Origin of the sequence: Pseudothermotoga elfii DSM 9442 = NBRC 107921 (genome assembly GCF_000504085.1) — a bacterium.
GTDB classification, from domain to species: domain Bacteria; phylum Thermotogota; class Thermotogae; order Thermotogales; family DSM-5069; genus Pseudothermotoga_B; species Pseudothermotoga_B elfii.
Window position 1 is genome coordinate 297,696 of record NC_022792.1, and the last position, 22,797, is coordinate 320,492.

24 protein-coding genes are annotated in these 22,797 nt (G+C 39.3%); 14 read left to right on the forward strand and 10 right to left on the reverse strand.

Translation table 11 applies throughout. From position 1 onward, the window contains the following. The first annotated feature begins 15 nt into the window (after positions 1 to 15). Genes TEL01S_RS01380 through ackA form a run of 9 tightly spaced genes read left to right on the forward strand, consistent with a single transcriptional unit; the run spans position 16 to position 7,555 of the window. A complete protein-coding gene (locus tag TEL01S_RS01380; RefSeq protein WP_309297887.1) occupies positions 16 to 894 on the forward strand; it encodes a radical SAM protein in 879 nt (292 codons plus the stop codon). Then, positions 891 to 2,204 (forward strand): electron transport complex subunit RsxC, encoded by a 1,314-nt coding sequence (gene rsxC, locus TEL01S_RS01385; RefSeq protein WP_012002337.1) that lies wholly within the window; start codon positions 891 to 893, stop codon positions 2,202 to 2,204. Before TEL01S_RS01380 ends, rsxC begins: the two co-directional genes overlap by 4 nt. Further along, the gene (locus TEL01S_RS01390) at positions 2,201 to 3,175 is read left to right on the forward strand and encodes an RnfABCDGE type electron transport complex subunit D (RefSeq protein WP_012002338.1); all 975 of its coding nucleotides are present in this window, start codon (positions 2,201 to 2,203) and stop codon (positions 3,173 to 3,175) included. The genes rsxC and TEL01S_RS01390 overlap by 4 nt, the downstream gene beginning before the upstream one ends. After that, positions 3,172 to 3,843, forward strand: a complete 672-nt coding sequence (locus TEL01S_RS01395; RefSeq protein WP_012002339.1) for an RnfABCDGE type electron transport complex subunit G — start codon at positions 3,172 to 3,174, stop codon at positions 3,841 to 3,843. The genes TEL01S_RS01390 and TEL01S_RS01395 overlap by 4 nt, the downstream gene beginning before the upstream one ends. Continuing rightward, positions 3,840 to 4,448, forward strand: coding sequence for an electron transport complex subunit RsxE (rsxE, locus tag TEL01S_RS01400; RefSeq protein WP_012002340.1), 609 nt, complete (start codon positions 3,840 to 3,842; stop codon positions 4,446 to 4,448). Before TEL01S_RS01395 ends, rsxE begins: the two co-directional genes overlap by 4 nt. Continuing rightward, complete coding sequence (rsxA, locus tag TEL01S_RS01405) at positions 4,445 to 5,020, forward strand: electron transport complex subunit RsxA (RefSeq protein ID WP_012002341.1); 576 nt, start codon at positions 4,445 to 4,447, stop codon at positions 5,018 to 5,020. The genes rsxE and rsxA overlap by 4 nt, the downstream gene beginning before the upstream one ends. Positions 5,021 to 5,030: 10 nt before the next feature. Next, positions 5,031 to 5,318, forward strand: a complete 288-nt coding sequence (locus TEL01S_RS01410) for an RnfABCDGE type electron transport complex subunit B (RefSeq protein ID WP_012002342.1) — start codon at positions 5,031 to 5,033, stop codon at positions 5,316 to 5,318. Then, entirely contained in the window at positions 5,305 to 6,324 is a 1,020-nt protein-coding gene (gene dprA / locus TEL01S_RS01415) for a DNA-processing protein DprA (protein WP_028843491.1), read from the forward strand. The genes TEL01S_RS01410 and dprA overlap by 14 nt, the downstream gene beginning before the upstream one ends. Before the next feature lie 13 nt (positions 6,325 to 6,337). Beyond that, complete coding sequence (gene ackA / locus TEL01S_RS01420) at positions 6,338 to 7,555, forward strand: acetate kinase (RefSeq protein ID WP_028843490.1); 1,218 nt, start codon at positions 6,338 to 6,340, stop codon at positions 7,553 to 7,555. Here the strand turns inward: ackA and TEL01S_RS01425 are convergent. Genes TEL01S_RS01425 through aspC form a run of 4 tightly spaced genes read right to left on the reverse strand, consistent with a single transcriptional unit; the run spans position 7,542 to position 12,642 of the window. Then, the gene (locus tag TEL01S_RS01425) at positions 7,542 to 8,228 is read right to left on the reverse strand and encodes a tRNA1(Val) (adenine(37)-N6)-methyltransferase (protein ID WP_028843489.1); all 687 of its coding nucleotides are present in this window, start codon (positions 8,226 to 8,228) and stop codon (positions 7,542 to 7,544) included. The two genes, ackA and TEL01S_RS01425, sit on opposite strands and share 14 nt — an antisense overlap. After that, positions 8,203 to 9,777: a hypothetical protein gene (locus TEL01S_RS01430; RefSeq protein WP_028843488.1), complete on the reverse strand. Its 1,575-nt coding sequence runs from the start codon at positions 9,775 to 9,777 to the stop codon at positions 8,203 to 8,205. Before TEL01S_RS01430 ends, TEL01S_RS01425 begins: the two co-directional genes overlap by 26 nt. Next, entirely contained in the window at positions 9,770 to 11,497 is a 1,728-nt protein-coding gene (locus tag TEL01S_RS01435) for an ABC transporter ATP-binding protein (protein WP_028843487.1), read from the reverse strand. Before TEL01S_RS01435 ends, TEL01S_RS01430 begins: the two co-directional genes overlap by 8 nt. Positions 11,498 to 11,502: 5 nt before the next feature. Next, on the reverse strand, positions 11,503 to 12,642 hold the full coding sequence (gene aspC / locus TEL01S_RS01440) for an aspartate aminotransferase (RefSeq protein ID WP_028843486.1): 1,140 nt from the start codon (positions 12,640 to 12,642) through the stop codon (positions 11,503 to 11,505). A gap of 68 nt (positions 12,643 to 12,710) precedes the next feature. On the opposite strand from aspC, the gene TEL01S_RS01445 reads away from it, so the two are divergent. Further along, complete coding sequence (locus TEL01S_RS01445; protein ID WP_028843485.1) at positions 12,711 to 13,424, forward strand: hypothetical protein; 714 nt, start codon at positions 12,711 to 12,713, stop codon at positions 13,422 to 13,424. Between the two features lie 8 nt (positions 13,425 to 13,432). On the opposite strand, the gene TEL01S_RS01450 is transcribed toward TEL01S_RS01445, so the two are convergent. Both TEL01S_RS01450 and TEL01S_RS01455 read right to left on the reverse strand, forming a co-directional pair. Next, entirely contained in the window at positions 13,433 to 14,098 is a 666-nt protein-coding gene (locus tag TEL01S_RS01450; protein WP_012002350.1) for a thioredoxin family protein, read from the reverse strand. Between the two features lie 15 nt (positions 14,099 to 14,113). After that, the gene (locus TEL01S_RS01455) at positions 14,114 to 14,764 is read right to left on the reverse strand and encodes a cytochrome c biogenesis CcdA family protein (protein ID WP_012002351.1); all 651 of its coding nucleotides are present in this window, start codon (positions 14,762 to 14,764) and stop codon (positions 14,114 to 14,116) included. A 140-nt stretch (positions 14,765 to 14,904) separates the two neighbouring features. Here TEL01S_RS01455 and TEL01S_RS01460 point away from each other — a divergent pair, with 140 nt between their 5' ends. The 4 genes from TEL01S_RS01460 (at position 14,905) to TEL01S_RS01475 (ending at position 19,562) form a co-directional block, all read left to right on the forward strand. Next, positions 14,905 to 16,119, forward strand: coding sequence for an S-layer homology domain-containing protein (locus tag TEL01S_RS01460; RefSeq protein ID WP_028843484.1), 1,215 nt, complete (start codon positions 14,905 to 14,907; stop codon positions 16,117 to 16,119). A gap of 119 nt (positions 16,120 to 16,238) precedes the next feature. Beyond that, entirely contained in the window at positions 16,239 to 17,501 is a 1,263-nt protein-coding gene (locus TEL01S_RS01465) for a hypothetical protein (RefSeq protein ID WP_028843483.1), read from the forward strand. 12 nt (positions 17,502 to 17,513) lie between these two features. Next, complete coding sequence (locus tag TEL01S_RS01470; RefSeq protein ID WP_028843482.1) at positions 17,514 to 18,581, forward strand: glucose-1-phosphate thymidylyltransferase; 1,068 nt, start codon at positions 17,514 to 17,516, stop codon at positions 18,579 to 18,581. A 6-nt stretch (positions 18,582 to 18,587) separates the two neighbouring features. Further along, entirely contained in the window at positions 18,588 to 19,562 is a 975-nt protein-coding gene (locus TEL01S_RS01475; RefSeq protein WP_144313061.1) for an AI-2E family transporter, read from the forward strand. A 14-nt stretch (positions 19,563 to 19,576) separates the two neighbouring features. Here the strand turns inward: TEL01S_RS01475 and secF are convergent, their stop codons facing one another. The 4 genes from secF to TEL01S_RS01495 are packed head-to-tail and all read right to left on the reverse strand — an operon-like array spanning position 19,577 to position 22,788. Then, on the reverse strand, positions 19,577 to 20,473 hold the full coding sequence (gene secF / locus TEL01S_RS01480) for a protein translocase subunit SecF (RefSeq protein ID WP_028843481.1): 897 nt from the start codon (positions 20,471 to 20,473) through the stop codon (positions 19,577 to 19,579). Next, positions 20,470 to 21,894 (reverse strand): protein translocase subunit SecD, encoded by a 1,425-nt coding sequence (gene secD, locus TEL01S_RS01485; RefSeq protein WP_012002357.1) that lies wholly within the window; start codon positions 21,892 to 21,894, stop codon positions 20,470 to 20,472. Before secD ends, secF begins: the two co-directional genes overlap by 4 nt. A gap of 21 nt (positions 21,895 to 21,915) precedes the next feature. Continuing rightward, positions 21,916 to 22,287: a preprotein translocase subunit YajC gene (gene yajC / locus TEL01S_RS01490; protein ID WP_012002358.1), complete on the reverse strand. Its 372-nt coding sequence runs from the start codon at positions 22,285 to 22,287 to the stop codon at positions 21,916 to 21,918. A gap of 15 nt (positions 22,288 to 22,302) precedes the next feature. Next, the gene (locus tag TEL01S_RS01495) at positions 22,303 to 22,788 is read right to left on the reverse strand and encodes a hypothetical protein (RefSeq protein ID WP_028843480.1); all 486 of its coding nucleotides are present in this window, start codon (positions 22,786 to 22,788) and stop codon (positions 22,303 to 22,305) included. Positions 22,789 to 22,797 lie beyond the last annotated feature (9 nt).

Genomic DNA, 22,797 nt, shown 5'->3' on the forward strand with positions numbered 1-22,797 from the left:
GCATCGGTCGGCACGTTGTCTAAGTTGAATATCAGCAAAAGCATGTTTCCACCTGATTTGAAAACTGCATACCTGATGCTCGATGGTAAATGTAGATTCAACTGCTTGTATTGTAGTCATGCCATTTCCTCTATCTCCCCTCAAAGATTTTTGAGTCGTGTCACATGGCCCTTGATTGATAAAGATGTTCTTATTGAAAAAATTTCGCACAGTGACTTTGAAAGAATATGTATTCAAACAGTTTCTTACAAAGGTTATCAGGATGATCTCAGGTTGCTTTTGAAAGATATAGTTCCTTTAGGGAAAAAGGTATCAATATCGGTTCGAGCTGAAAATATCAAAGAAATAGAGGATTATTTCAACCTTGGGGTTGACAGAATTGGCATAGCTGTTGATGTTGTTAATGAAAAGCTATTTTCAAAAATACGAGGTGGAAACTTCAAATTCACGTTGAGTCTCATTGAAAGATCCGCAAAGTTGTTTCCGAAAAAAATATCAACACACATCATTGTTGGGTTGGGTGAGAATGATTCTGATCTTCTCAAAATTATGATTCACTTTTATGAGCTTGGTGTTGAGGTTGGTCTGTTTGCTTTTACACCACTGAATGGTACACCATTGCAGGATCTTGAGCGTCCGCCGATTGAAAGATACAGGAGAATACAAATTGCTCGTTATCTTATATTTACCGGTAGAAAAGAGCTCGTGTTTCTGGATCAGGGAATAATTCGTTTCAGATGTATTCCAGACGATGCAATAAAAGCTTTTCTAACAAGTGGTTGTCCGGGTTGCTCGAGGCCTTATTATAACGACCGTCCTGGTAAATCACTCTATAACGTACACTCAGAGAAACTACTTCTGAGCATGGATTTGTCGCGGGAGGTGAAGTGGTGAAATTATTAACTTTTAGAGGAGGTATTCATCCACCGGAGAAAAAAGAGCTTGCAAGAGAATCACAGATTATTCGGCTCGATCCACCAAAGATTGCATATGTGTTTTTGGCAAATCATGCTGGTGCACCGGCAAAATGTGTTGTGGAAGAAAACCAACATGTCAGAACCGGACAGGTAATAGGCGAACCAGCTGGATTCATTTCTGGTTATGTGCATTCACCTGTTACAGGCATTGTAAAGAAAATAGATAAAGTTTACCACCCGTTACAGGGTAAACCAATGGAAGCAGTCGTCATAGAGAGAACTTCAGAGGATGACTGGGAATATTTGGATCACAAAGATTGGGAAAAATTGTCAAGAGAAGAACTTTTAGAAGTTGTTAAAAAAGCGGGCATAGTTGGACTTGGTGGCGCAATGTTTCCAACTCACGTGAAGCTGAATCCCCCGAAAGATAAGAAAATAGATACGCTTATAATCAACGCAGCTGAATGTGAACCGTATCTGACCATTGACCATAGATTGATGCTGGAGAAGGCAGAAGATTTCATTGAGGGGATAAGAATTGTTATGAAAATATTACAAGTTCAAAAATCCTTCGTGGGGGTTGAATCAAACAAGCTGGACGCATATAAACATTTGAAAAGCATTGTTGGTTCTGAGGAAATAGAAGTGAAGCTTTTGAAAACTAAATACCCTCAAGGAGCAGAAAAACAGCTCATATACGCAATAACTGGAAGAAAGGTACCTGTCGGTGGTTTACCAATGGATGTTGGGGTGGTTGTTCAGAATGTTCAAACCGTCATTGCTATAAAACATGCGGTTGTTGATAGAAAACCTCTCGTAGAAAGAGGATTAACGGTTAGTGGAGAAGGTATTAACAAACCAGCGAATGTAATTGCCAGGATAGGTACAACAGTAAACCAGCTGATTGAGCTTGCCGGTGGTTTAAAAGAGGAAGCAGAGCGAGTTATTCTTGGTGGCCCCATGACTGGCATAGCCATTAACAGGCTTGATATTCCGATATTAAAAGGTACAAGTGGAATAACAGTGCTTTTAAAAGAAAAGCAGCCTGTGCAGAAAAACTGTATCAGATGTACTAAATGTGTTGTTGCTTGCCCGATGGGATTACAACCTTATTTGCTGTATCTTCTTTCAAATAAGAGGAAATATGATGAAGCTGTTTCTGAAGGGTTGATGAGTTGCATTGAATGTGGAGCATGTGCATATATTTGTCCTTCAAAGATAGATCATGTTCGTGCAATAAAACTTGCCAAGAAAGTTTATCAGGCTTTGAGAGGTGGTAGGAAATGAAATTGCTTGTCAAAGATGCACCTCATATAAGAAGTAACGATTCTGTCAGAAAAATTATGATAGACGTCCTGATAGCGCTTTTGCCAGCTGTTATCGGAGCGGCTATTTTTTTCGGCTGGTATGCTCTGTTTCTTTGTGCTATTGGGGCAGTTGTCGCTGAGCTTGTTGAATGGTTTATAGTCAGAGTTTTGAGAAAGCAGAAAGACTTTATGCCGGACTTAAGTGCAGCTGTTACAGGGCTTCTCTTGGCGATGAATTTACCTCCGACGGCTCCATGGTGGTTGCTTTTGATTGGAATACTTGTAGCAATATCTGTTGCAAAACAGGCTTTTGGTGGAATAGGACAGAACATTTTCAATCCGGCACTGGTTGGAAGGGTATTTCTTTTGATTTCTTTTCCAACCCTGATGACGAGGTGGATCAACCCGGTACAATTTTTTTCAACAACACCGTGGGATGCAATAAGTTCAGCTACACCGCTTGGAATCTTAAAACAGCAGGGTTTCTCAAAGGCAATTAGCGCTTTTAGTTATACAGATTTGTTTTTGGGAAACATTGGAGGCTGTATCGGAGAAACGAGTACGTTACTTTTAATAATAGGGTTTCTCTATTTATGGTATCGTGGTAGAGTGAATCCTGTTATACCAGCTTCTTATATAGGAACTGTTTTTCTTTTTGCAAGTGTGATGTATTTCGTGAATCCAGAAAAATTTGGCTCTCCTCTGTTTCATATTCTCACCGGAGGACTTTTTCTTGGTGCCCTTTTCATGGCCACCGATATGGTAACAAGCCCTATGACTTTAAGAGGTCAGGCAATATTCGGCTTGGGCTGTGGTATCACTACTATGGTGATAAGGTATTTTGCCGGTTATCCTGAGGGCGTTTCTCTTGCAATATTGCTTATGAATGCAGTAACCCCTCTAATAGACAGAGCTTTCAAACCAAGAGTTTTTGGCGAGGTGAAATCATGAAAGAGTATTTGAAAATGGGAGTGGTTCTGCTTATTTATTGTGCAGTAGCTGGTCTGGCGCTCGGTTTAGTTTACACATTGACAAAAGACAGGATATCTCTTACAGAACTTCAGCAGAAAATAAACGCGATAGAAAAAGTGTTGAAAGATGAGAATGGTCAATATATAGTACCAATAGAAGAGGTTAAAAGGCAAATCTCAAGGTCTGGACCAGTTTCTAATGTGATCTATGAGGACTCAAATGGGAAAGTCTATTCGCCGGTTTATAAATTTGAATCAGAATTAGGCACTGTTTATGTTCTGAGCGGTTCTGCTATAGGTTATGGCGGGTCAGTAACAATTGTAGCAAGCTTTGTTGAGAAACAGGAGGGATTAATGCTTTTTTCAATACGGGTGACAGACTTTTCCCAGGAAACCCCGGGATTGGGAGCAAGGATAGGAGAGGAAGAAATACAGAAGCGATTTTATCCAATGGAACCTTCAGCGCTTGAAAATTCAGTTCGCGTAGATAAAGATGCGAATATGACGGGACTTTCGGTTGAAGAAGCCAGGCAGAAAGGCATCGCAAAAGTGAGTGATGTAATGACAGGAGCCACAATTACTCCAAGAGCAGTTGCAAACGCCATCAATGCAATGCTCTCCTATTTGAAATCGGGGGTGAAACAATGAGTGCAATTAAAGAATTCACAAAAGGATTTTTTAAAGAAAATCCCACATACGTTCAGGTACTTGGAATGTGCCCGACTCTTGCAGTTACGACAAGCGCGATGAATGGTCTGGGGATGGGAATAGCAGCAACAAGTGTTTTAACTATGTCTAATATTGTTATATCCCTGATAAGGAAAAATGTTCCAAAAAACCTGAGAATACCAATTTTCATAACCGTGATAGCGACTTTTGTTACTATGATAGATCTTGTGATGCATGCCTTTACCTATGATCTGTGGAAAACTCTGGGACTATTTATTCCTCTTATAGTAGTCAACTGTATAATAATGGGACGAGCTGAGGCGTTTGCTTCCAAAAACGGTGTCTGGACATCCTTTCTTGATGGACTTGGAGTTGGCTTGGGATTCACAGGTTCCTTAGTTTTACTTGGCAGTATCCGAGAACTTTTCGGGAATGGCACGATTTTCGGAATTAATATCTGGGGGAAGGCTTTCAACGTTTTCGTGATGATACTTCCGCCTGGGGCTTATATGACTCTTGGATTACTTGCAGCTCTTTTTGCTTTCATTGGTTTAAAAAAGAAACAGAGAGGTGAAAAGAAATGAGAATTTTTCTAATATTGTTTTCCGCACTTTTGGTTAACAACTACGTTTTTATAAGATTTCTCGGTATCTGTCCATTTCTTGGTGTTTCAAAAAAAATGGACACAGCTGTTGGAATGGGGTTTGCTGCTACATTTGTACTTGTTATGTCTTCGGTTATAACGTGGATTATCAACAAACTGCTTATAGCATTGCAATTGCAGTTTCTTCAGACAGTGACCTTCATTCTGGTGATAGCGACATTTGTCCAGTTTGTTGAGTTTTTTCTCAAGAAAAATAGCCCCTCTCTTTATGAAGCTTTAGGTATTTATCTACCTTTGATCACAACGAACTGTATTATCCTTGGTGTTGCAATTTTGAACGCCCAGACAAACTACACACTTTTGGAATCTGTGTTTCATGCGCTCGGGGCTGGGCTTGGATTTTTACTTGCCTTAGTGATTTTCGCCGGTATAAGAGAAAGACTTGATCTGTATGACTTACCAAAATCGTTTGAAGGTCTACCAATAGCTTTGATATTGGCGTCCATAATCTCTATGGCATTTATGGGATTTCAGGGCCTGATAAAAATGTGAGGTGGTTAAGATGGTTATTGTTTATTCAACATTACTTATGGCTGTCCTTGGATTGGCATTTGGAACCTTTCTTGCCTACTCGGCAAAAAAATTTGAGGTCAAAGAGGATCCGAGGGTGGAGATGATAAAACAAATTTTGCCAGGAGCCAATTGTGGCGCCTGTGGCTATGCTGGATGCGAAGCATACGCGAAAGCTGTTGTGGCTGGTAAAGCCACTTTTGATATGTGTATACCTGGAAGGCCATCCGGGGTTTCAGAAAAAATCAGGGAGATAATGGAGAAAAATGCACCCAATTGAAATTTTTGCACTTTCATATTTTGGAAAATTTTCGATAGAGGAGATACAGAAAATCAAAGAAACTTATAATTCTGTGTCAGAAATCTTGAAATCAGATTTTTTTCAGGGCAACGAAAGGTTCAAAGCGCACTATGACGAAGGGTTTATTCAACAACAGTTAAAAAAGATAGAAAACTTCAATGTTAAATTGGTAGATTTCTGGAGTGAAGATTATCCGGAGCTTTTGAAATGGACTCATTCTCCACCTGCTGTATTATTTTGCTTGGGAAATATCCAATTTTTGGAAGATAGCAGAACTGTGGCAGTTGTTGGCACAAGGAAAGCGACAGGTTATGGAATCGATGTCACGAAAAAAATGGTTACTGATTTAAGCAGGGCAGGATTCGTTACAGTGAGTGGAATGGCTTTTGGTATAGACAGCTCGGCACATTCAACGGCCCTTAATGTCGGCGGGAAAACTGTAGCAGTTCTGGGTACAGGTGTGGATGTATGTTATCCTGTTTCAAATAAAGATATATATGAAGCTATTTTAAAAAATGGATGTCTGGTAAGCGAGTATCCGCTGGGTACTAAAGCGGCGAAGCAAAATTTTCCGGCAAGAAATAGAATAATAGCCGGGTTATGCAGAGCCACAGTAGTTGTGGAAGCACCGCTCAACAGTGGTGCTTTAATTACTGCAAAAATAGCAGCAGAAATAGGAAGAGATGTTTTTTCTGTTCCCGGTGACATAAACAGAAAGACAAGCGAAGGTTGCAACTGGTTGATAAAGATGGGTGCAACACCATTGACCCACGTCGATCAAATTTTTGAATATTATGGGGTTGAATTTAAGAAAGAAGAGCTTTCAGATAATTTTATATCTTTATTTGACAGCGGTCCTTTGCTTGCCGAGGAGGTGGCTGAAAGATTGAAAATGGATTTATCGGAAGTATTATCAAAACTTACTGAATATGAACTGCGGGGTATGATAAGTAAGACCCAGTCGGGTCATTACAATAGAGTTTGAGGAGGGAATGCTTGTGAAAATACTTGTGGTCAATTGTGGCAGTTCATCTGTGAAGTATCAGTTTATTGACATGAAAGGTGAAAAAGTTTTGTGCAAAGGTCTGGCTGAGAGAGTTGGTATCGAGGGAAGCAGGCTTGTTCACAAAGTCAACGAAGATAAACATGTGATTGAAAAACCCATGAAAGATCATGAAGAAGCTTTGAAACTTATTCTGGAAACGTTACTTGATCGAGAGATAGGTGTTATCCGCGATCTATCGGAAATCTCTGCTGTTGGTCATCGGGTAGTGCATGGTGCAGAGAGATTTGCAAGTTCGATTTTAATTGATGAGGAAGTTATGAAGGTGCTGGAAGAGAATATTCACCTTGCACCTTTGCATAATCCTCCAAATATAATGGGTATAAAGGCTGTTCAAAAATTGTTGCCTCAGGTTCCAAATGTTGGCGTTTTCGATACAGCTTTTCATCAATCAATGCCCAGAAAAGCCTTCCTCTATCCTTTGCCATATGAATTTTATGAAAAATACAGGATCAGGAGATATGGTTTTCACGGCACAAGCCACAGATACGTCTCAAAAAGGGCGGCAGAAATACTCGGGCGGGATTATTATGACTTTAAAGTTATAACATGCCATCTGGGTAACGGTGCTTCGATTGCCGCTATAAGACATGGTAAATCGATAGACACGTCTATGGGCTTTACTCCTCTTGAGGGCCTTGTTATGGGGACCAGATCAGGCGACATAGATCCGGCGATAGTTATTTATATGCAGCAAAATCTAAGTATACCCGTGGAGGAAGTTTACAATATTTTGAACAAAAAAAGTGGCGTACTTGGTTTAAGCAAACTGAGTTCCGATATGAGAGATATTGAAGATGCTGCAGAATCAGGAAACGAAATGGCGCAACTTGCACTTGAAATATATATATACAGAATTGCAAAATATATAGGTGCTTATACGGCCGCAATGAATGGTGTCGATGCGATAGTTTTTACAGCAGGTGTTGGTGAGAATTCCCCATACGTTAGAGAAAAAGTATGTGATTATCTTGGGTTTCTTGGAGTCAAGATTGACAGAAATCTCAATAACGTGAAAGGCGTTGAAAGGATTGTCAGCGCGCCAGATTCCAGAGTCGCAATTCTGATTGTTCCAACAAACGAAGAATTGGTGATAGCAAGAGATACGAAACAAATTGTTGAAAGTGGGATCAAAGAACTTAAACTCTTTTGAGAATAATCGGGGGTTCGAGTGAAAATCCGATACCCCCGTTTTTTGTTCCACGCATCAATATGAGTACAGCATCTCTTCTGGAAGATCCATAGACAGGCAAAATTTTTTTGGGTTGCATTTTTTTTCTCAAAAACTCATTTATCCAGAAAATCAGGTGAGTGGGTGACAGCACGAACACAAATTCACCCCTGTTTTTTAAAAGATATGCTGCTGCCTCTACAAATTCCCTCACAGTTTCAAAATCAGTTGTTCTTGTTTGCCTCCTCTTCTCGTTAGGGCTCGGTACACCTGTTATGTGGTGAGGAGGATTGGATATAACCATGTCAAAAGATTCTGCAGCAAAGAACTTTGAAACATCTTTGCAGGAAATATTAACTAAATCGACTTTTCCGTATAGATTGTTCATCTGAACAGTTCGCTGAGCAAGATGAATCAAATCATGGTCTTTATCTATGCCTACCACATAACGATTGTACTTTGAGGCTATGTAGGCGCACACAACACCGGTGGCACAGCCAAGTTCTATAACCTTTCGCTGATCTTTTTTTGGTTTTGAATACCAGGCTAAAAGAGTTGTTGCATGTGTGATTCTATAAAAATCACTGCTATTGGGCGTAAAGATAGAGTTTAAAATATCTGGATCAAATCTATTTTCGAAATTCAGATTTTCCAATTTTAACTACCTCTCCAAGCAACTCTGTTTTCAAAAGTGTTGCTCTGGAATCTCTCAATTGAATAGCAATTGAGGCAGATATCATACAGGCAAAGCTGTCGAATATGGAATATCCTGACAGAACAACTCCAGTGTCCGCATTGAATTGAGTGCTCCTGACACGCATTACAGAATAGTCCTGGATCTGAACGCATTTTTTCGCTGATAACCAGCTGTCTATCATTTGAACAAAAGAGAAATTTTCCAAAGAAAGTGCGGTGTCCTCAGAGTAGAAAGATGTTGAGTAAATCTTTCCTTTTGAGAAATCACTAACGTTAATACGATTTATTTTAGAATCGTTGATCAGGAAAGAAGATATATGTTTCAAGGTAAGTTGGGATATTTCGCATGAGTTTATCCAAAGTTTTCTGACATTCGTGAAAGTTATTTGCTTTGCTTTAACATTTTTCAGTGATATAGCCAGCGATCGATTAACTTCCAGATAAGACCTGGAAAGATCAAGATTTGATCCCCAGAACATGCTCGCACCCGAAATAACTATTTGAACTTCTATTTTTGAATTGTTGAGTATCAATTTACCTTCATCTGTTATTATCAGTTTTCCCTGTCCGAGGATCTTCGAACCTGATTCTGCAATTAGGTTACCTTTGATGGCAATCTCACAGCCTGCAGGAATTCTGAGTACACCACCTGATCTTATTAAAACTGTTTCGCCTGAAGGAATCACTATTTTTCCGAACACAGTATATTCGCCGTTAGCGAGTATTCCGCTATTTAAAGTGATTATATTTCCTGGAGATATCTGATTGTTAATTTTTGTCTGATAGAGTAAAGATGGAAAACTTTCATTACCGGCACCATCCACATCGCATATAAATGCCATGTCCTTTTTGAGAGAATTTGATTTAGAATCTTCGAAATACAGCTCACCGTTTTCTATCCAGTACGCCCTATGTGTTCGAGAAGATATGATATTATTTCCATTCACCGCTGGTGGAGAAGGCAGGTGGGGAACAACAAAAAATCTGTAAGTCTTGTCGGTAACATTTGAATTGCTGTCTTTGCAGACTATCCTCAGAGCATGTTCGCCAGAGTGAATGAAAAAGTTATCTATCTCAAGAAAACCATCCTTAACTTTGACAAGCTCTGTTTGATTGCCATCTAAGAAAAATCTCATGGTCAACTTATCGAGTTCGTCCCAGTCATCAGAGATTTTTATGGGGAAAGAAAGTCTATCGGCTGTAACGTAGTATCCAGATATAATAAAATCGATCTTTGGAGGTAAATCTTTACTGGCATCTATGTTGAGCACTATCTTTTTAGTGGTGTCTGATAGAGGTGAAATTTCAATGGGGATATTCAAATATTTTTGCCATGGTATTTTGATTTCTCCTGAATTGACTGTGAACGACGTCTCATTTACAGTTACCTTTATCTGATCATACATCTCCAGCCCCTTAATAATTAACTGCGAGTTTTCAAAATAATAATTTACCTTTGCAAATAACACTGAACAGAATAGGATAAAAATCAGAATGAATTTATTCACTTTCGAGTTCCTCCTCGATCATCTGTTTTCTGAACATTCTTGCATACATGCCGTTTAATGCCATGAGCTCTTCGTGCCTTCCTTTTTCGATGAGTTTTCCGTCATCAAGCACTATTATAAGGTCTGCATCTTTAAGTACTTTCAGTCTGTGGGTAATAACAATCATCGTCTTTTCTCGATAATTTTCCCTCAATGCCGTTATAATTTTTTCCTCTGTTTCGGGATCAACTGCTGATAGGCAGTCATCAAAAACTATTAGATCTTTCTCCATATAGAGTGCTCTGGCTATAGTAACTCTCTGCTTTTGCCCTCCAGATAAAGTGACTCCTCTCTCGCCAACAACTGTATCGTATCCATGATCGAAAGACTCTATTTCGTCATGAACAGATGCCAATTCTGCATAATGGACTGCTTTTTTGAAATCAATATCTTTTTGCGCAAAAGCAATGTTTTTAAGTACACTGTCGGAAAAAAGAAAAGATTCCTGGGGTACAAAGGCTATTAACTGTCTTATATTAACTGAAGATATATCGTTTATATCAACTCTGTTTATGAATATCTTTCCACGCTCAACCGGGTAAAGCTTGGCGAGGAGCTTCACTATAGTGGATTTACCGCTTCCGACTGTGCCTACTATACCGATCATATCTCCTCTGGAGAAGGAAAAACTCACATTCTTGAGGACCCATCTGTCAGTCCCGGGATATCTATAGGTTAGATTTTTATACTCCACGGTATTGATTTCTTTTATCTCAACAGGGGCTTCTGGTTCTTCCACCTGTGGTTTTTCCTGTACTATTTCCATGAGTCTTTTGTAAGAAGCTCTTCCCCGCTGAATAACATTTAATACCCATCCAAGAGCCATCATAGGCCATGTTAACATACCAAGGTAGGAATTAAACGCTATGAATTCGCCGAGGGTTACATCTCCTTTTATAACCATTGGACCGCCAAATCCAAGTGCCAGAACATGCGATATTGAAGCAAACAACATCATCAGCGGAAAGAAAAGAGATGCAACTTTTGCAAGGGACATCGCTGCTTCGTAATTTTGAAATGATCTTTTGTTAAACAGGTAGTGGATTTTGTCGTTTGCTGCGAAACTCTTTACTATTCTCACCCCAGAAATTGTTTCTTCAGTCCACTCGCTTAATGAGGAGTATTGCCTTTGAACGTTCATAAATCTTTTATGTATCAATTTTCCAAAAAACAAAGCTATCAGCGCGAGTGCCGGTAAGGGGATTGAAGCCAGTGAAGTCAGACGCCAGCTCACAACTCTCCCCATAAAAAGAATAGTCATCACAGCCATAAATGAGGCGTCTACAGATAGAACAACGCCTTGTGCAAGTGCCATTCGCACTGCCTGTAAATCGTTGGTAAGTTTCGCCATCAAATCTCCACTCCGATTTTGATCAAAATATCCTGTGGAGAGAGATAACAATTTTTCAAATAAAAAGTTTCTCGTCATATATTCAAACCTTCTGGATGTGCCTATGATGAAGAACCTCCATAGAAATCTCAAAATGGCCATTCCGATTGCGATACCCACTATCCAGGCAACCATTGTTGAAACATAATCGAGATTGGGCTGGGTTTTCAAATGATCAACAACCTGACCAACTATTCTTGGAATGAAAAGCTGAAAAAGGTCGACAAAAATGAGCACAAGTATCCCGAGTGCATATCTGTACCAGTACTTCCTTAAGAATTGTTTTATCATTTTTTTCACCTTCCTGCGAATTTCTTGATCCTTTCTATGCCTTTTTTCAAAGTTTCCTCTGAGGTTGCAAAAGAAAGCCTTGCAAAACCGGGTGCATTGAAAGCAGATCCTGGAACAAGCGCAACATGATAGTCATTCAGAAGCTCCTTACAGAAATCTATATCGTTTTTACCAAATTCCGAAACATCGATCATGACATAAAAAGCTCCTTTTGGCTCGAAGTATTTTACACCAATCTCTGAAAGTAAGCTGCACACAAGCTCTCTTCTTTCTTTGAATCGTTTTCGCATGTACGAAACGTCCACATCGAAGGCCTTTAAGGCTGCGTATTGTGTTATGGTGTTTATATTAGAGGTAATATGAGCCTGAACTTTCCCGGCAGCTTTTGCAATTTGCACCGGGGCCATCAAATAACCTATCCTCCATCCAGTCATTGAGTGAGATTTTGAAAAGCCGTTTATGAGGACCGTTCTATCACCTTTTGATATTTTTAGCATTGAAATATGCTCCTGATCATAAGTCAGGGTTTCGTAAACTTCGTCGCTTATGATCAACAGATCATGTCTTTTTGCGAGCTCGTATATTTTTGACAGGGTTTCTTCACTATATACAGCCCCCGTGGGGTTATTTGGTGTGTTTATAATGATAGCCTTTGTCTTTGAACTTATGGCTTTCTCTATTTCGTCGATTTTTGGAGAAAAGCCATCCTCAATTTTTGCTTTCACATGGATAGCCTTGGCTGAAAGCAGCAAAACCATTGGTTCGTAGCTTACCCAGCATGGATCAATTATTATTACCTCGTCACCTTCAGACAGAACCGCGGCGAGGGTGTTGAAAATGGCCTGTTTTCCTCCATTGCTCACAACAATTTGATCGGCAGAGCAATTTAAGCAGTATTTTTTTGAGATGTGGTATGCTATTTTTTCACGGAGTTCAGGAATACCGGATGAATCGGTATATTTGGTTAGATTTTTTTTCATAGCTTCTATGGCAGCTTCTACAATAGGTTCGGGTGTAGGAAAATCTGGCTCACCTGCTGTCAGGTTTACCACGTCAACCCCATTTTTCTTAAGGTTGCTTGCTATCGCGTTGATCTCGAGAGTTTTCGAAACAGGCATTGCAGAAACATTTTTTGACAGATTCATCATAAGACCTCCTGGATTTTGTATTGAATACACGCACAAATGATATTATATTACCCGGGTGGTTTTGTATGCCAAATTTTGAACAGTTGTTTGCTCATTCAAGTGATTACATTTTGTTGATGCTCGAAACATGGTATATTGTGATTCCAATCTCGGCCTTTTTAATCTTTGCGGCGAAACATGTGGAAAAGGTCTCTGTAAGCCTTTTTGGTTTTTTGCTGGGTGGATTTGTGCTTTTTCCGGTACTTGTTGACAGGTTTGAGGCGTTTAGACAGTGGATAAGTACCAGTGAGGTAAATCAGTATATCGCATTTTTTGTCATTTCGGTACTTTGTGCCATAGTTTTGTATGTTCTTTTCAGAGTATTTATTTTCTTAGTTGGTTTTCTGGCAACTATGGGGATGGTGTATTATGTTGTCGATTTTGTTGTGAAAAGGTTCGAATTGCTTGCAAATATGAATCAATTTGTTCAGGAAAACTGGTTTATGATTCTCTTAGCTGTTTCAGCCGGATGTGGTGTAATTGGTGGCTTGTTGGCTACAAATAGAAGTTCTTCGGTAGTGGCGGTTTTGAGTTTACTGGCTGGCTCAGCCGCACTTTCAGTTGAAATTGTTGGTTGGAGCTATCTTTTTGCAACACAGGATAAGCAAAAAGTATCAGAGCTGTTCTCTAAACCTGCCGCACTCGCGGTGTTTATAGTTATTACAGCTGTTTTATTTGTTGCGGGATTGTATTTCAATTTTTCTCGAGGGAAAAAAAGGCAGGAAAATAAGCCGCAGTGAATTGCGGCTTATTTTACCAGAAGAACTCTAAAAACGCCATTTTGAACAAGCTTCTCAGCCAGATTTTTATCTGGAGTAATGTAGATCTTATACAGATCTATTTCGCCTGGAAAATCTTCGATATAGATGGAGTTTTGATCATTTTTCAGAACATACTCAGCTTCATCAGGACTAACAGCCAATATCATTGGATTGCCAGCAAAATCATCGTTTTTTGCAATATATTGTTGAAAATCCTCTTTTATATCCTGATAAACATATCTGAGTATCTTGGCAAAGATTTGCGCATCGACATAACCAGGTAAATATGCTATTGGCGTTGCTTGCTGAGTAAAAAACCAGATCATTGGCACGCTGTTAACCTGAAATTTTGTGAACAGCTCTGAATAAGTCATTTCTTTGCCAAAAGCAGTGGTCTTCCTGCTGTAATCAAACATTGCTTCGGCAAACACGTAATTTGCTGAGATCAATCTTCTGACAGTTTCATCGGTAAGTGTCTCGTTTTTCAATTTGGCACAATAAGGGCATGATGATGTTGTGAAGATAATAGCTAATTTTTTGTGTTCAATTTTTGCCAGATTGATAGCAACCTCCAGATTAGAAATCAAAATGTCTGCAAAAACGACTGCGCTTAAAAATAAGAAAATTACTGCCAGAACCTTTTTTATGTGCATACTCTCACCTCTTTGTTATATAAATGCTTTGCCCGTGACTATCAAAAGGCCGATTGTAACGAGTATTGCAGAAGCAAGATATCTAAAAAATCTTTCCCATTTTGGTGTTGAAAAACTGATTTTTGAGAAAACCCTCGAGATCACACTACCAATTGTCAAAAAAGGTATCGATATTCCTAAGGAGTATATAAACAGTAAAAAAGAACCTTTAAGCATTGTTCCCTGTGCCGAAGCTATGATTAACATTGAGGCAAGCACCGGACTTGCACACGGTATCCACACCAATCCTATTCCGATGCCTATGATAATACCTGATAGAAAACCACCAGATTTGAAGCGGTAAAAATTAAACGATTTAATTTTCACAAGTTGAATTTGCATCAGAAAAAATATCGCCATCAAAATTATTAGACTGCCGGCTATATATCTTGTAATTTCTCGATTTGTTAGAAACCCAATCAACCCCGATAAAGCTCCCAAGAGGGAAAAAGTTGCAGATAAACCTAACAAAAAGCCAGCAATCCTTGCAAATGCTTTAACACCTTTTTCAGAAAGTATCAGGGCTATAAAGGCGGGAATCAGTGGTAGCACGCACGGACTGAAGAAAGAAATTATTCCATGTGTAAGAGCTGTTATGAAATCAACCTGAGTGACAGATATTCCCATCTTTAATCCCCCAAAATTAGACTATAATTGTCTAAATTATATCATGATTTTTGGTAAAACACTATAGTTCCATCGGACGTCTAAGAAATGGTGACTGTGGTAAGATAGTACAAGAAAACGTCAAACGGAGGTGGATTTTCATGAAAAAAGTTTTCTTAGCGATTCTGCTACTTTTATCAGTATTTCTCTATGCAACGACATTTTCAGATGTTCCAGTAAATCACTGGGCTTATGAGGCTGTAACAGAGCTTTCCAAATTGGGGATCGTTTCTGGAATGCCAGATGGCACATATCAGGGGAATAACCCTATGACACGCTATCAGGTTGCCGTGGCCCTCAAGAAACTTCTGGATTATTTGACACAGCAGGTTGAAAAAGCAGTCTCGCCGGCAGATCTTCAAAATGCAATTAAAAGAATTTCTGTCATCGAGGATCTTGTAAGTACTACTCTGACAAAAGTACAGAAAAACAGTGAACAAATATCGGCGAGTGACCAGAGCCTTCAAACAGTACTGGCAGAGATTTCGAATTTGAAGACAACGGTGGTTGAAATTGCGCAGGTCAAGAAGGATATGCCAACAATGATTGCCGCTTCAGAGAACAAGATGATGACCATGTATAATCAGCTTTCCGCCAAGGTTTCATCTGTCGAAAAAACCATCTCTGATTTGCAATCCCAGATCTCATCTCAGGTAATGGCCCAGCTGAAGGATTCAATTAATTCTATCAACGCCAATGTAGCTTCCATTGAAGGTAAAGTGAACTCTCTATCTGGCAAGGTTGAAGCGCTTGCGAGCTCTGATGATTCAATCAAAGCCGACCTTACTTCTCTTTCAAAACGCGTTGACGCCGCAGAGAACAATTTGCAGATTCTGTCAACTTTGAGAAAGAGCTTCACAGATCTTGAGGCAAGAGTAGCGTCACTTGAGACAAAACTTGCAACAGATGTTGATTCATTAAAGAAAGCTATTTCAACAACTGCAAATCAACTTGATGCAAGACTTTCTCTTGTTGAAGGACAACTTGCCTCTCTTGTAACTGACGTGGAAAAATTGAAGAAGGACGTTGCTGATGCATCACAGGCTGCTAAAAAGGTTTCGGTTCTTGAAGGAAATGTTGGTACCGTGGCTGGTCAGGTGGTTTCTCTGAATCAGAAAGTATCACAGAACGAGCAGAACATTGCTTCTCTCAAGAAAACTGTGGATAGCAAGCCGTGGCAGGGCGATATAGAAGCTTCAACTGTTCAGTTTTCCAAAAAGTACGATGAAGTTTATAACATGGCCATGATAGGTGTTATTGCCGGTGCAGCAGGTGCAATTGTGGGATTGATAGGTTTATTGGTAGGTATGCAGTGATTTATAGGGGAATATAGCATAAAGGGCCTTCGGGCCCTTTTGTTTTGGTGATTCAGTATGTTTTATGAAACAAGCTGATAAAATCTTGGTGTATATTTATCGTGCGGGAGGAGAAGTATTTGAGGGAGAAATTTGTTTTCCTATTTTTGTCATTGGCATGTCTTTGTTTGAGTTTTACTTTCAAATTTGATGGATGGTTTGAGTATGATTTTGACCAGCCGACAGATTCAACCAAATACTCTGTTATGATTCCCTTTATGGGAACGTATTTTACAGCGAGTGGTGGTTTCAGAAGAGACAATATTGTGATACCGCCGTACGCGGATGTTCTTATGAATAATTATTGGTACTGGGATGAAGGTTTTTTCAGCTGGTCTAATAATGTTTTCACATTTGAAGTGGGGGTGAAAGAAAATCATGCCGGACCAGGGCAGGTATACCAGCTGTTTGTTTCAGAAAATGGATTCTCTTATCCTTCAATTCACAGCGTTGCGGAGATTGGAAAATTCAGAGTAGAAACATTGTGGGGTGGGATAAGAGTTTTAAAAACAGACATAAAACCAGTAAAGGCTTTTAATTACAGGGCTCTCGTGTATACACCCTTTGACGGATTTGAAATAGCTTACGAAGACTCTATCCTGTATCTCGATAGATTTTTCGATCCATATTATTTTTTTGTTCCAATACCGGTGCCGGGGATACAAGAGTTTTGGCATTTAAGCGCCCCCTGGGGATACTCAAGTTATGAATTAAACGATAATTCTATGGTGGGAGCCTGGATAAAGTATTACAGGGAAAATTACTCATTTTATAGTGAAATTCTAATCGATGATATAAATATGAACAGATTTCTCGCGCCAGATTCACCATACCAGAATCCAGATAAAATAGCTTTTCTGGCTGGATTTACTGGCAAAAGTGGTCCGGTGAAGCTAACATTTGAAGTTGCCGGAGCCACTGCATTTACTTTTCAAAGGACAACTGATGATCCTTATGAATATACTTACTTTGAAGATTCGCAATTTCCCGTAGAAAAAAATATGATCGGCTACAAACATGGAGAAAACAATATTGCGTGCACTATAAAATTTGAATATGAAAGCGATAGCTGGTCTTACAGTGCAGAATACGAAGGATTGATATATGGCGACAGAACTCCAGATATACCATGGCATGGTAAATGGAGCAGCGTTCCTTATGGCACTTACTGGCTTACTGGAGATGTGCAATCGGAGTTTTCATTGAGAATGAGGATTGCATATCAATTCAAAAATCTTTTGCCGGGAGTTGAAAAAGCCGAGACAGGGTTCAGTGCCGGTTTCTACGGGGATAATCCGTTCGTTGGATTCGATCTCTCTATAGTCCTAAATATAAATGATTGAGGAGGTGGGATTGTGAAGGGTTTGGTTCTTTGCGCGGGTAAAGGAACACGGTTGAGACCTCTGACTTATACCACTGCAAAACATTTGATTCCAGTTGCAAACAGGCCCGTAGTATATTACACGCTGGATTTTATGAAAAATGCAGGCATAAGAGAAATAGCTATAGTCGTCAGCCCCGAGAATAAAATGCTGTTCGAAGAAGTATTGAAAGATGGAAAAGATCTTGAATTGAATATAGAATACATAGTTCAAGATCAACCGAAAGGAATTGCTCATGCTGTTTATCAGGCAAGAAATTTCATAGATGAAGACCCTTTCTTGATGGTCCTGGGTGACAACTTAGTTTTTGAAGACATAAAATCTGTTGTAGAGGAATTTAACACATCGAAATCGGATGCCGTTGTTTTGCTTGCTCGAGTTTCAGATCCCCGTGCTTATGGAGTAGCAGTGCTTGAAGGAAATAAGGTCAAATATGTCGTTGAAAAGCCACAAAATCCACCGAGCAATCTTGCAATTGTTGGGGTTTATATGTTTCGTCCAGCTGTATTCAGAGCAATAGAAAATATCAAACCATCTTGGCGTGGAGAGCTTGAAATAACAGATGCTATAGGTTACCTAATTCAGAACGGACACTCTGTTAAAGCACATATCATAAAAGGATGGTGGAAAGATACTGGGAAGCCCGAGGATTTGCTTGAAGCCAACAGAAAGATTCTTGATAATATAAAAGAAGAATGTTGTAAAGGTAAAGTCGACGAAAATAGCGTTATTCAAGGTAGGGTTAGTATCAAACAAAAAACAATCGTAGTTGGATCTGTTATTCGTGGGCCTGTTGTGATAGGGGAAAATTGCAAGATAATTAACAGCTATGTTGGTCCTTACACAGCCATTGGTGACAATGTAACTTTGGAAAGCTGCGAGATAGAAAATTCTATTTTGATGGATCAGAGCGTCGTAACAAACTTGTCAGGAAGAATAGATTCTTCGATTCTTGGTAAAGGAGTTAGAGTATTCCAGAATGGAAAGATACCAAAAGCAATGCGTTTGATAGTTGGCGATCTTGGCCAAATTCAGTTTTAGTCAGGAGTGAAAATTTTGAAGGATGGAATCTTGGTACTTTTTTATCTGATACTGTTTTTACTTCTTACAAAATTATCTCCATTTATTATGACTGCTCTGATGCTTGGTGTGTATTTATCAATAATAGTTGATTTCGTAGCGAGATTTTTTGCCAGATTCCTGCACGGAAAAATCTCAAGAATTCTGGCGAATGTGACTGTACTTGGTGTGATAGCGTATTCGATTGGGAATTTTTTCCCCGTGATTATAAACGAAGCCAAAAAGGTTTTCTCAGAGATTGAGAAAATACAAATAACTTTCGAGGATGTCAGTATTCCTGACTGGATCCTGAGTTTTTTAACGAATCTTGGAAAGAGTTTCTCCGATATCGCACTTACCATTGTGAATAAATTGTTGGGATATGTTCCTTCGCTTATAACAGCCCTGGTTATCGTTGTTATTACAACACTTATTGTGGGGAATTTGAAAAAAGTTGTCTCAAAAAAATTGGACAAGTTATTTCCCGAAAATCCAGAAAAAGGTATCTATTTTGCAAAGACAACCTATAGAGAGTTTGAAAGATTTGTGGCAGGACAGGTTTTAGTAGCTGCTTTCGTTGGTTTCTTCGTTGGTGTGATGTCACTTATTTTCAAAATACCAAGCGCTATTTTTCTTGGTGTTCTTGCCTTTATTACTGATTTTATACCTTATCTCGGGGTCATAATATCTGCAATACCCCTTTTAATGCTTGGCTTTGCTTCCCATGGGTTAAAAGGATTGATAATAGGTGTTTTAATTCTCCTGTCTGCTAACCAGTTAGAAATGTGGTTTTTGGCACCTAAGATACAAAGTAATGCGTTGAAAATACACTGGTTTTTTATATTAATTGCAATCCTTCTATTTGGAGACGTGATAGGTTTTGGCGGAATATTTGTGGCACTTCCCACACTTATATATGTAAAGAATTTCTGGAATCAATATGTAAGCAAAAGCCCCCATTGAAGGGGGCTTTTTTGTTATCTACTTTTGACCCATTTGATGACCAGTGGGCTTGCTATGTATATGGAAGAATATGTACCAACTACCACACCAATTGTCATGCCGAAGGCAAAAGGTTTAATGGCATTTCCAGCAAAAAGAAACAATATGAAAACCACGAAAAATGTTGTGAGAGATGTATTTAAGGTTCTTCTGAAAACCTGGTTTATGCTCTCGTTGACCAGAGAGGAAATTTCTTTCCCCTTGAATTTTTTCATGTTTTCTCTTATTCTGTCATAGACAACTATAGTATCGTTTAGAGAATAACCAATCAACGTGAGAAAAGCTGCAACTGCTGGCACATTCAGTTCGTAGCCGGTGAACGAGAAAATCCCGAGAGTTATCAGGACATCGTGAATCAATGCGATTGTTGCACCTATTCCAAAGACAAAGTTAAATCTCAATGTTATGTACACAAGAACAGCTGCAAGGGTTATCAAAATAGACCTCCAGGTCAGTCTCCTTATTTCTTCTGCTGCAGAACCACCGGTTTCGTTGAAAGAAATAACCTGACCTTTAACACCAACTGTTGAAATTTGCTGTTCTATGCTGTTTTGAACCTTTGCTTTTTCTTCTGTTTCGAAAGTTTTGGATAGAGTGATAGAAAACTTTGTTATACCTTCTGGATCTCCCACGGATCTGACTCTTGTTACACGTGCTGCTTCAAAATCTGAAGAAATGTTTTGCAAGATTGTTCTCACATCTGATTCTGAAAAACTGTTTGATTCGACGCGCAATATGATTTCTGAACCACCAGTGAATTCAACGCCAAAATTGAATCCCTTTGCCAGCATCGAGATCACGCTTGCTACGATCAGAATAGTTGAGATAGTTATGAAGAACTTTCTTTTTCCAACAAAGTCCATCTTTTTCATGACTGAGCTCCCCTTTCTTCCACAGCTGGTTTGCGTATGAAAGAGCTCAAAGCGTCGGTGAGAAGTCTTGAAAGAACAATATTCACAAAGAAACTTCCAAGTACACCTATGATCAGTGTAATGGCAAAACCTTTAACTGTGCCTGTCCCAAAATAATACAGGGCCAGTCCGGCTATTATAGTTGTTAAATTGGCATCAAACAGCGTAATGAAACATCTTCCAAAAGCCGACGATATTGCCGCTTTTACAGATTTTCCAGATTTAAGTTCTTCGCGGACTCTTTCCGCGATTATGATATTTCCATCTACTGTTGTTCCAATAGTAAATATAATACCTGCAATACCCGGTAATGTAAGAATAGAGTGGGTAGCAGCAAGTACACCAAGCAACAAAAAGGTGTTGTAAACGAGTGCTATATCGGCGATGATTCCCTGAACTCCGTAAGTGAATATCATATATATCAGGACAACAAATAAACCAATTATTCCTGCCCATAGGGAAGTTTTAACTATATCTGAACCAAGCAATGGAGCAACCCACCCTGCTGATATCTTTTCCAATCTTGCTGGCAAGGCACCGCTTCTTAATATGGCAGCAAGTTGCTTGGCTTCTTCTAATGAGAAATTGCCGGTGATCTCTGCTTTTCCATCCGGTATAACGGAAATTACATAACCGGCAAATTGAACCACGTCATCAAGAACTATAGCAAGTCGTTTTTCTTTTGAGGAGCTACTTCCTATAGCTGATTCTGGAACAACCAGTTGCTGGGTGATCTTTTTGAAGATTTCTGAATCTTTGCTCGATAGTTCAAAAGTAACTTTGTAACCGAACCTTCCCACGCGTGTCTCTGGTACGGGGCTTGCAGAAACAATCTGAGGTGAAACAAGTTTCAGATCTTTTACAAGCATTACTTCTGTGCGGACAAGGTACCAGATTTTACCATCTCTTGATGGAAGCCACTCGGCTTTCTTAAGTTTTGCCAGGTCTTTCAGCCTCGGATCGTTTTGGGGATCAATCTGGCTTTCGTCTATCACCTGGCCAAAGTACATTAACCCTGTAGAGCCGAGTAATTTTTCAGCTCTGGTAGTATCTGTTGCAGCAGGAATTTCAACAACTATGAAAGAATTATTTTCCCTGAAAGTCTTTCTTACCGTTGCTTCAGTATAACCTGCGGCGTCGAGTCGGTTTCGCAAAACAGTCCAGACATCGTCAATAACTTCACTTGGATTTTCGACATTCTCATCAATATCAACGCGATACTCTAATCGGGCGCCACCCTTTATATCAAGTCCCAGTGGTATGCGTTGAAATATAGCTGCCAATCCTCTGTATGTCTGTTCCTCGCTGGGCCAGAGTAAAGCAAGAAAGGCCCCAAAAATTGCTACAATCACAATAACAAGCCTTATTCTATCTGTTCTCATTACTAAGTCCCCTCCTTGGTTCTACTCTTTATCTTTCTCCTCCTGCTGTTCTTTTGATTCTTCTTTCTCTTTCAAAACAGTTGCTATAGCCCTTTTAGTTACTTCAAGCTCTGTTGTCATCGATGTTTTAATCTTAATAGTATCTTTTTTAATGTCGATAACCTTTCCAACGATTCCACCAACTGTGATAACCGTATCACCGCGCTTCATATTTGAAACCATTTCTTTGAACTGTTTTTCACGCCTTCGCTGTGGAAGAATTATCAAGAAATAAAACATGGCGAAAAGCATGGCAAGCAGAATTATGAAACTCCACCCAGAACCTGTCGCGGTTGTCGTTGCACTTGGTGCACTGCCTGTTGCCCCTGGTGCTGCACTGTAGATTATGTTCACTTGAATACCTCCCTTTTAATTTTCGATCTCAATTGATTTTACCAGAATTCTATAAATCGTTGGGATAAAAAACAATTGCAATCCCAAACCAATTAGTCCATAAAGAGTATCTTTAAATATTGTATACAGGGAAAACTGTGTAAATTCAACTAAGAACAACACAATTCTCGTAGAAAAAAATGTGAGCATTATCACTGATCTCAAATTTTTTACCTTTTTCATCCATACGAAACAGAAAATAGCAAGTATCACCAGCTCGATAGCTCTTATAAAAATGAAAGATTCTGATGGAATGCGTGTTGCAAAAAAACTGAGAACAGGACTCAAAGTGCCAACAATTATCCCGACAAAGACCCCGTGAATTAATGTGGCCAGAATGACAGTAAAGTATACAGGTAAAATGACTCTATCGAGAGTCTCAAAGCCAGTGAGATGTGTGAAATATAAAATAGCAACACTCATTGATAGCCATAGTAGAATGTAAACAATTTTCCTGGTCAACTTCTAACC

Coding starts and splice junctions, on each gene's coding strand:
- secF (WP_028843481.1), bottom strand. CDS start 20,473: ATGAAAAAGATGGACTTTGTTGGAAAAAGAAAGTTCTTCATAACTATC.
- TEL01S_RS01460 (WP_028843484.1), top strand. CDS start 14,905: ATGAAAAAAGTTTTCTTAGCGATTCTGCTACTTTTATCAGTATTTCTC.
- TEL01S_RS01390 (WP_012002338.1), top strand. CDS start 2,201: ATGAAATTGCTTGTCAAAGATGCACCTCATATAAGAAGTAACGATTCT.
- TEL01S_RS01450 (WP_012002350.1), bottom strand. CDS start 14,098: ATGCACATAAAAAAGGTTCTGGCAGTAATTTTCTTATTTTTAAGCGCA.
- rsxE (WP_012002340.1), top strand. CDS start 3,840: ATGAGTGCAATTAAAGAATTCACAAAAGGATTTTTTAAAGAAAATCCC.
- rsxA (WP_012002341.1), top strand. CDS start 4,445: ATGAGAATTTTTCTAATATTGTTTTCCGCACTTTTGGTTAACAACTAC.
- TEL01S_RS01435 (WP_028843487.1), bottom strand. CDS start 11,497: ATGATAAAACAATTCTTAAGGAAGTACTGGTACAGATATGCACTCGGG.
- aspC (WP_028843486.1), bottom strand. CDS start 12,642: ATGAATCTGTCAAAAAATGTTTCTGCAATGCCTGTTTCGAAAACTCTC.
- TEL01S_RS01445 (WP_028843485.1), top strand. CDS start 12,711: ATGCCAAATTTTGAACAGTTGTTTGCTCATTCAAGTGATTACATTTTG.
- TEL01S_RS01455 (WP_012002351.1), bottom strand. CDS start 14,764: ATGGGAATATCTGTCACTCAGGTTGATTTCATAACAGCTCTTACACAT.
- secD (WP_012002357.1), bottom strand. CDS start 21,894: ATGAGAACAGATAGAATAAGGCTTGTTATTGTGATTGTAGCAATTTTT.
- TEL01S_RS01410 (WP_012002342.1), top strand. CDS start 5,031: ATGGTTATTGTTTATTCAACATTACTTATGGCTGTCCTTGGATTGGCA.
- TEL01S_RS01395 (WP_012002339.1), top strand. CDS start 3,172: ATGAAAGAGTATTTGAAAATGGGAGTGGTTCTGCTTATTTATTGTGCA.
- dprA (WP_028843491.1), top strand. CDS start 5,305: ATGCACCCAATTGAAATTTTTGCACTTTCATATTTTGGAAAATTTTCG.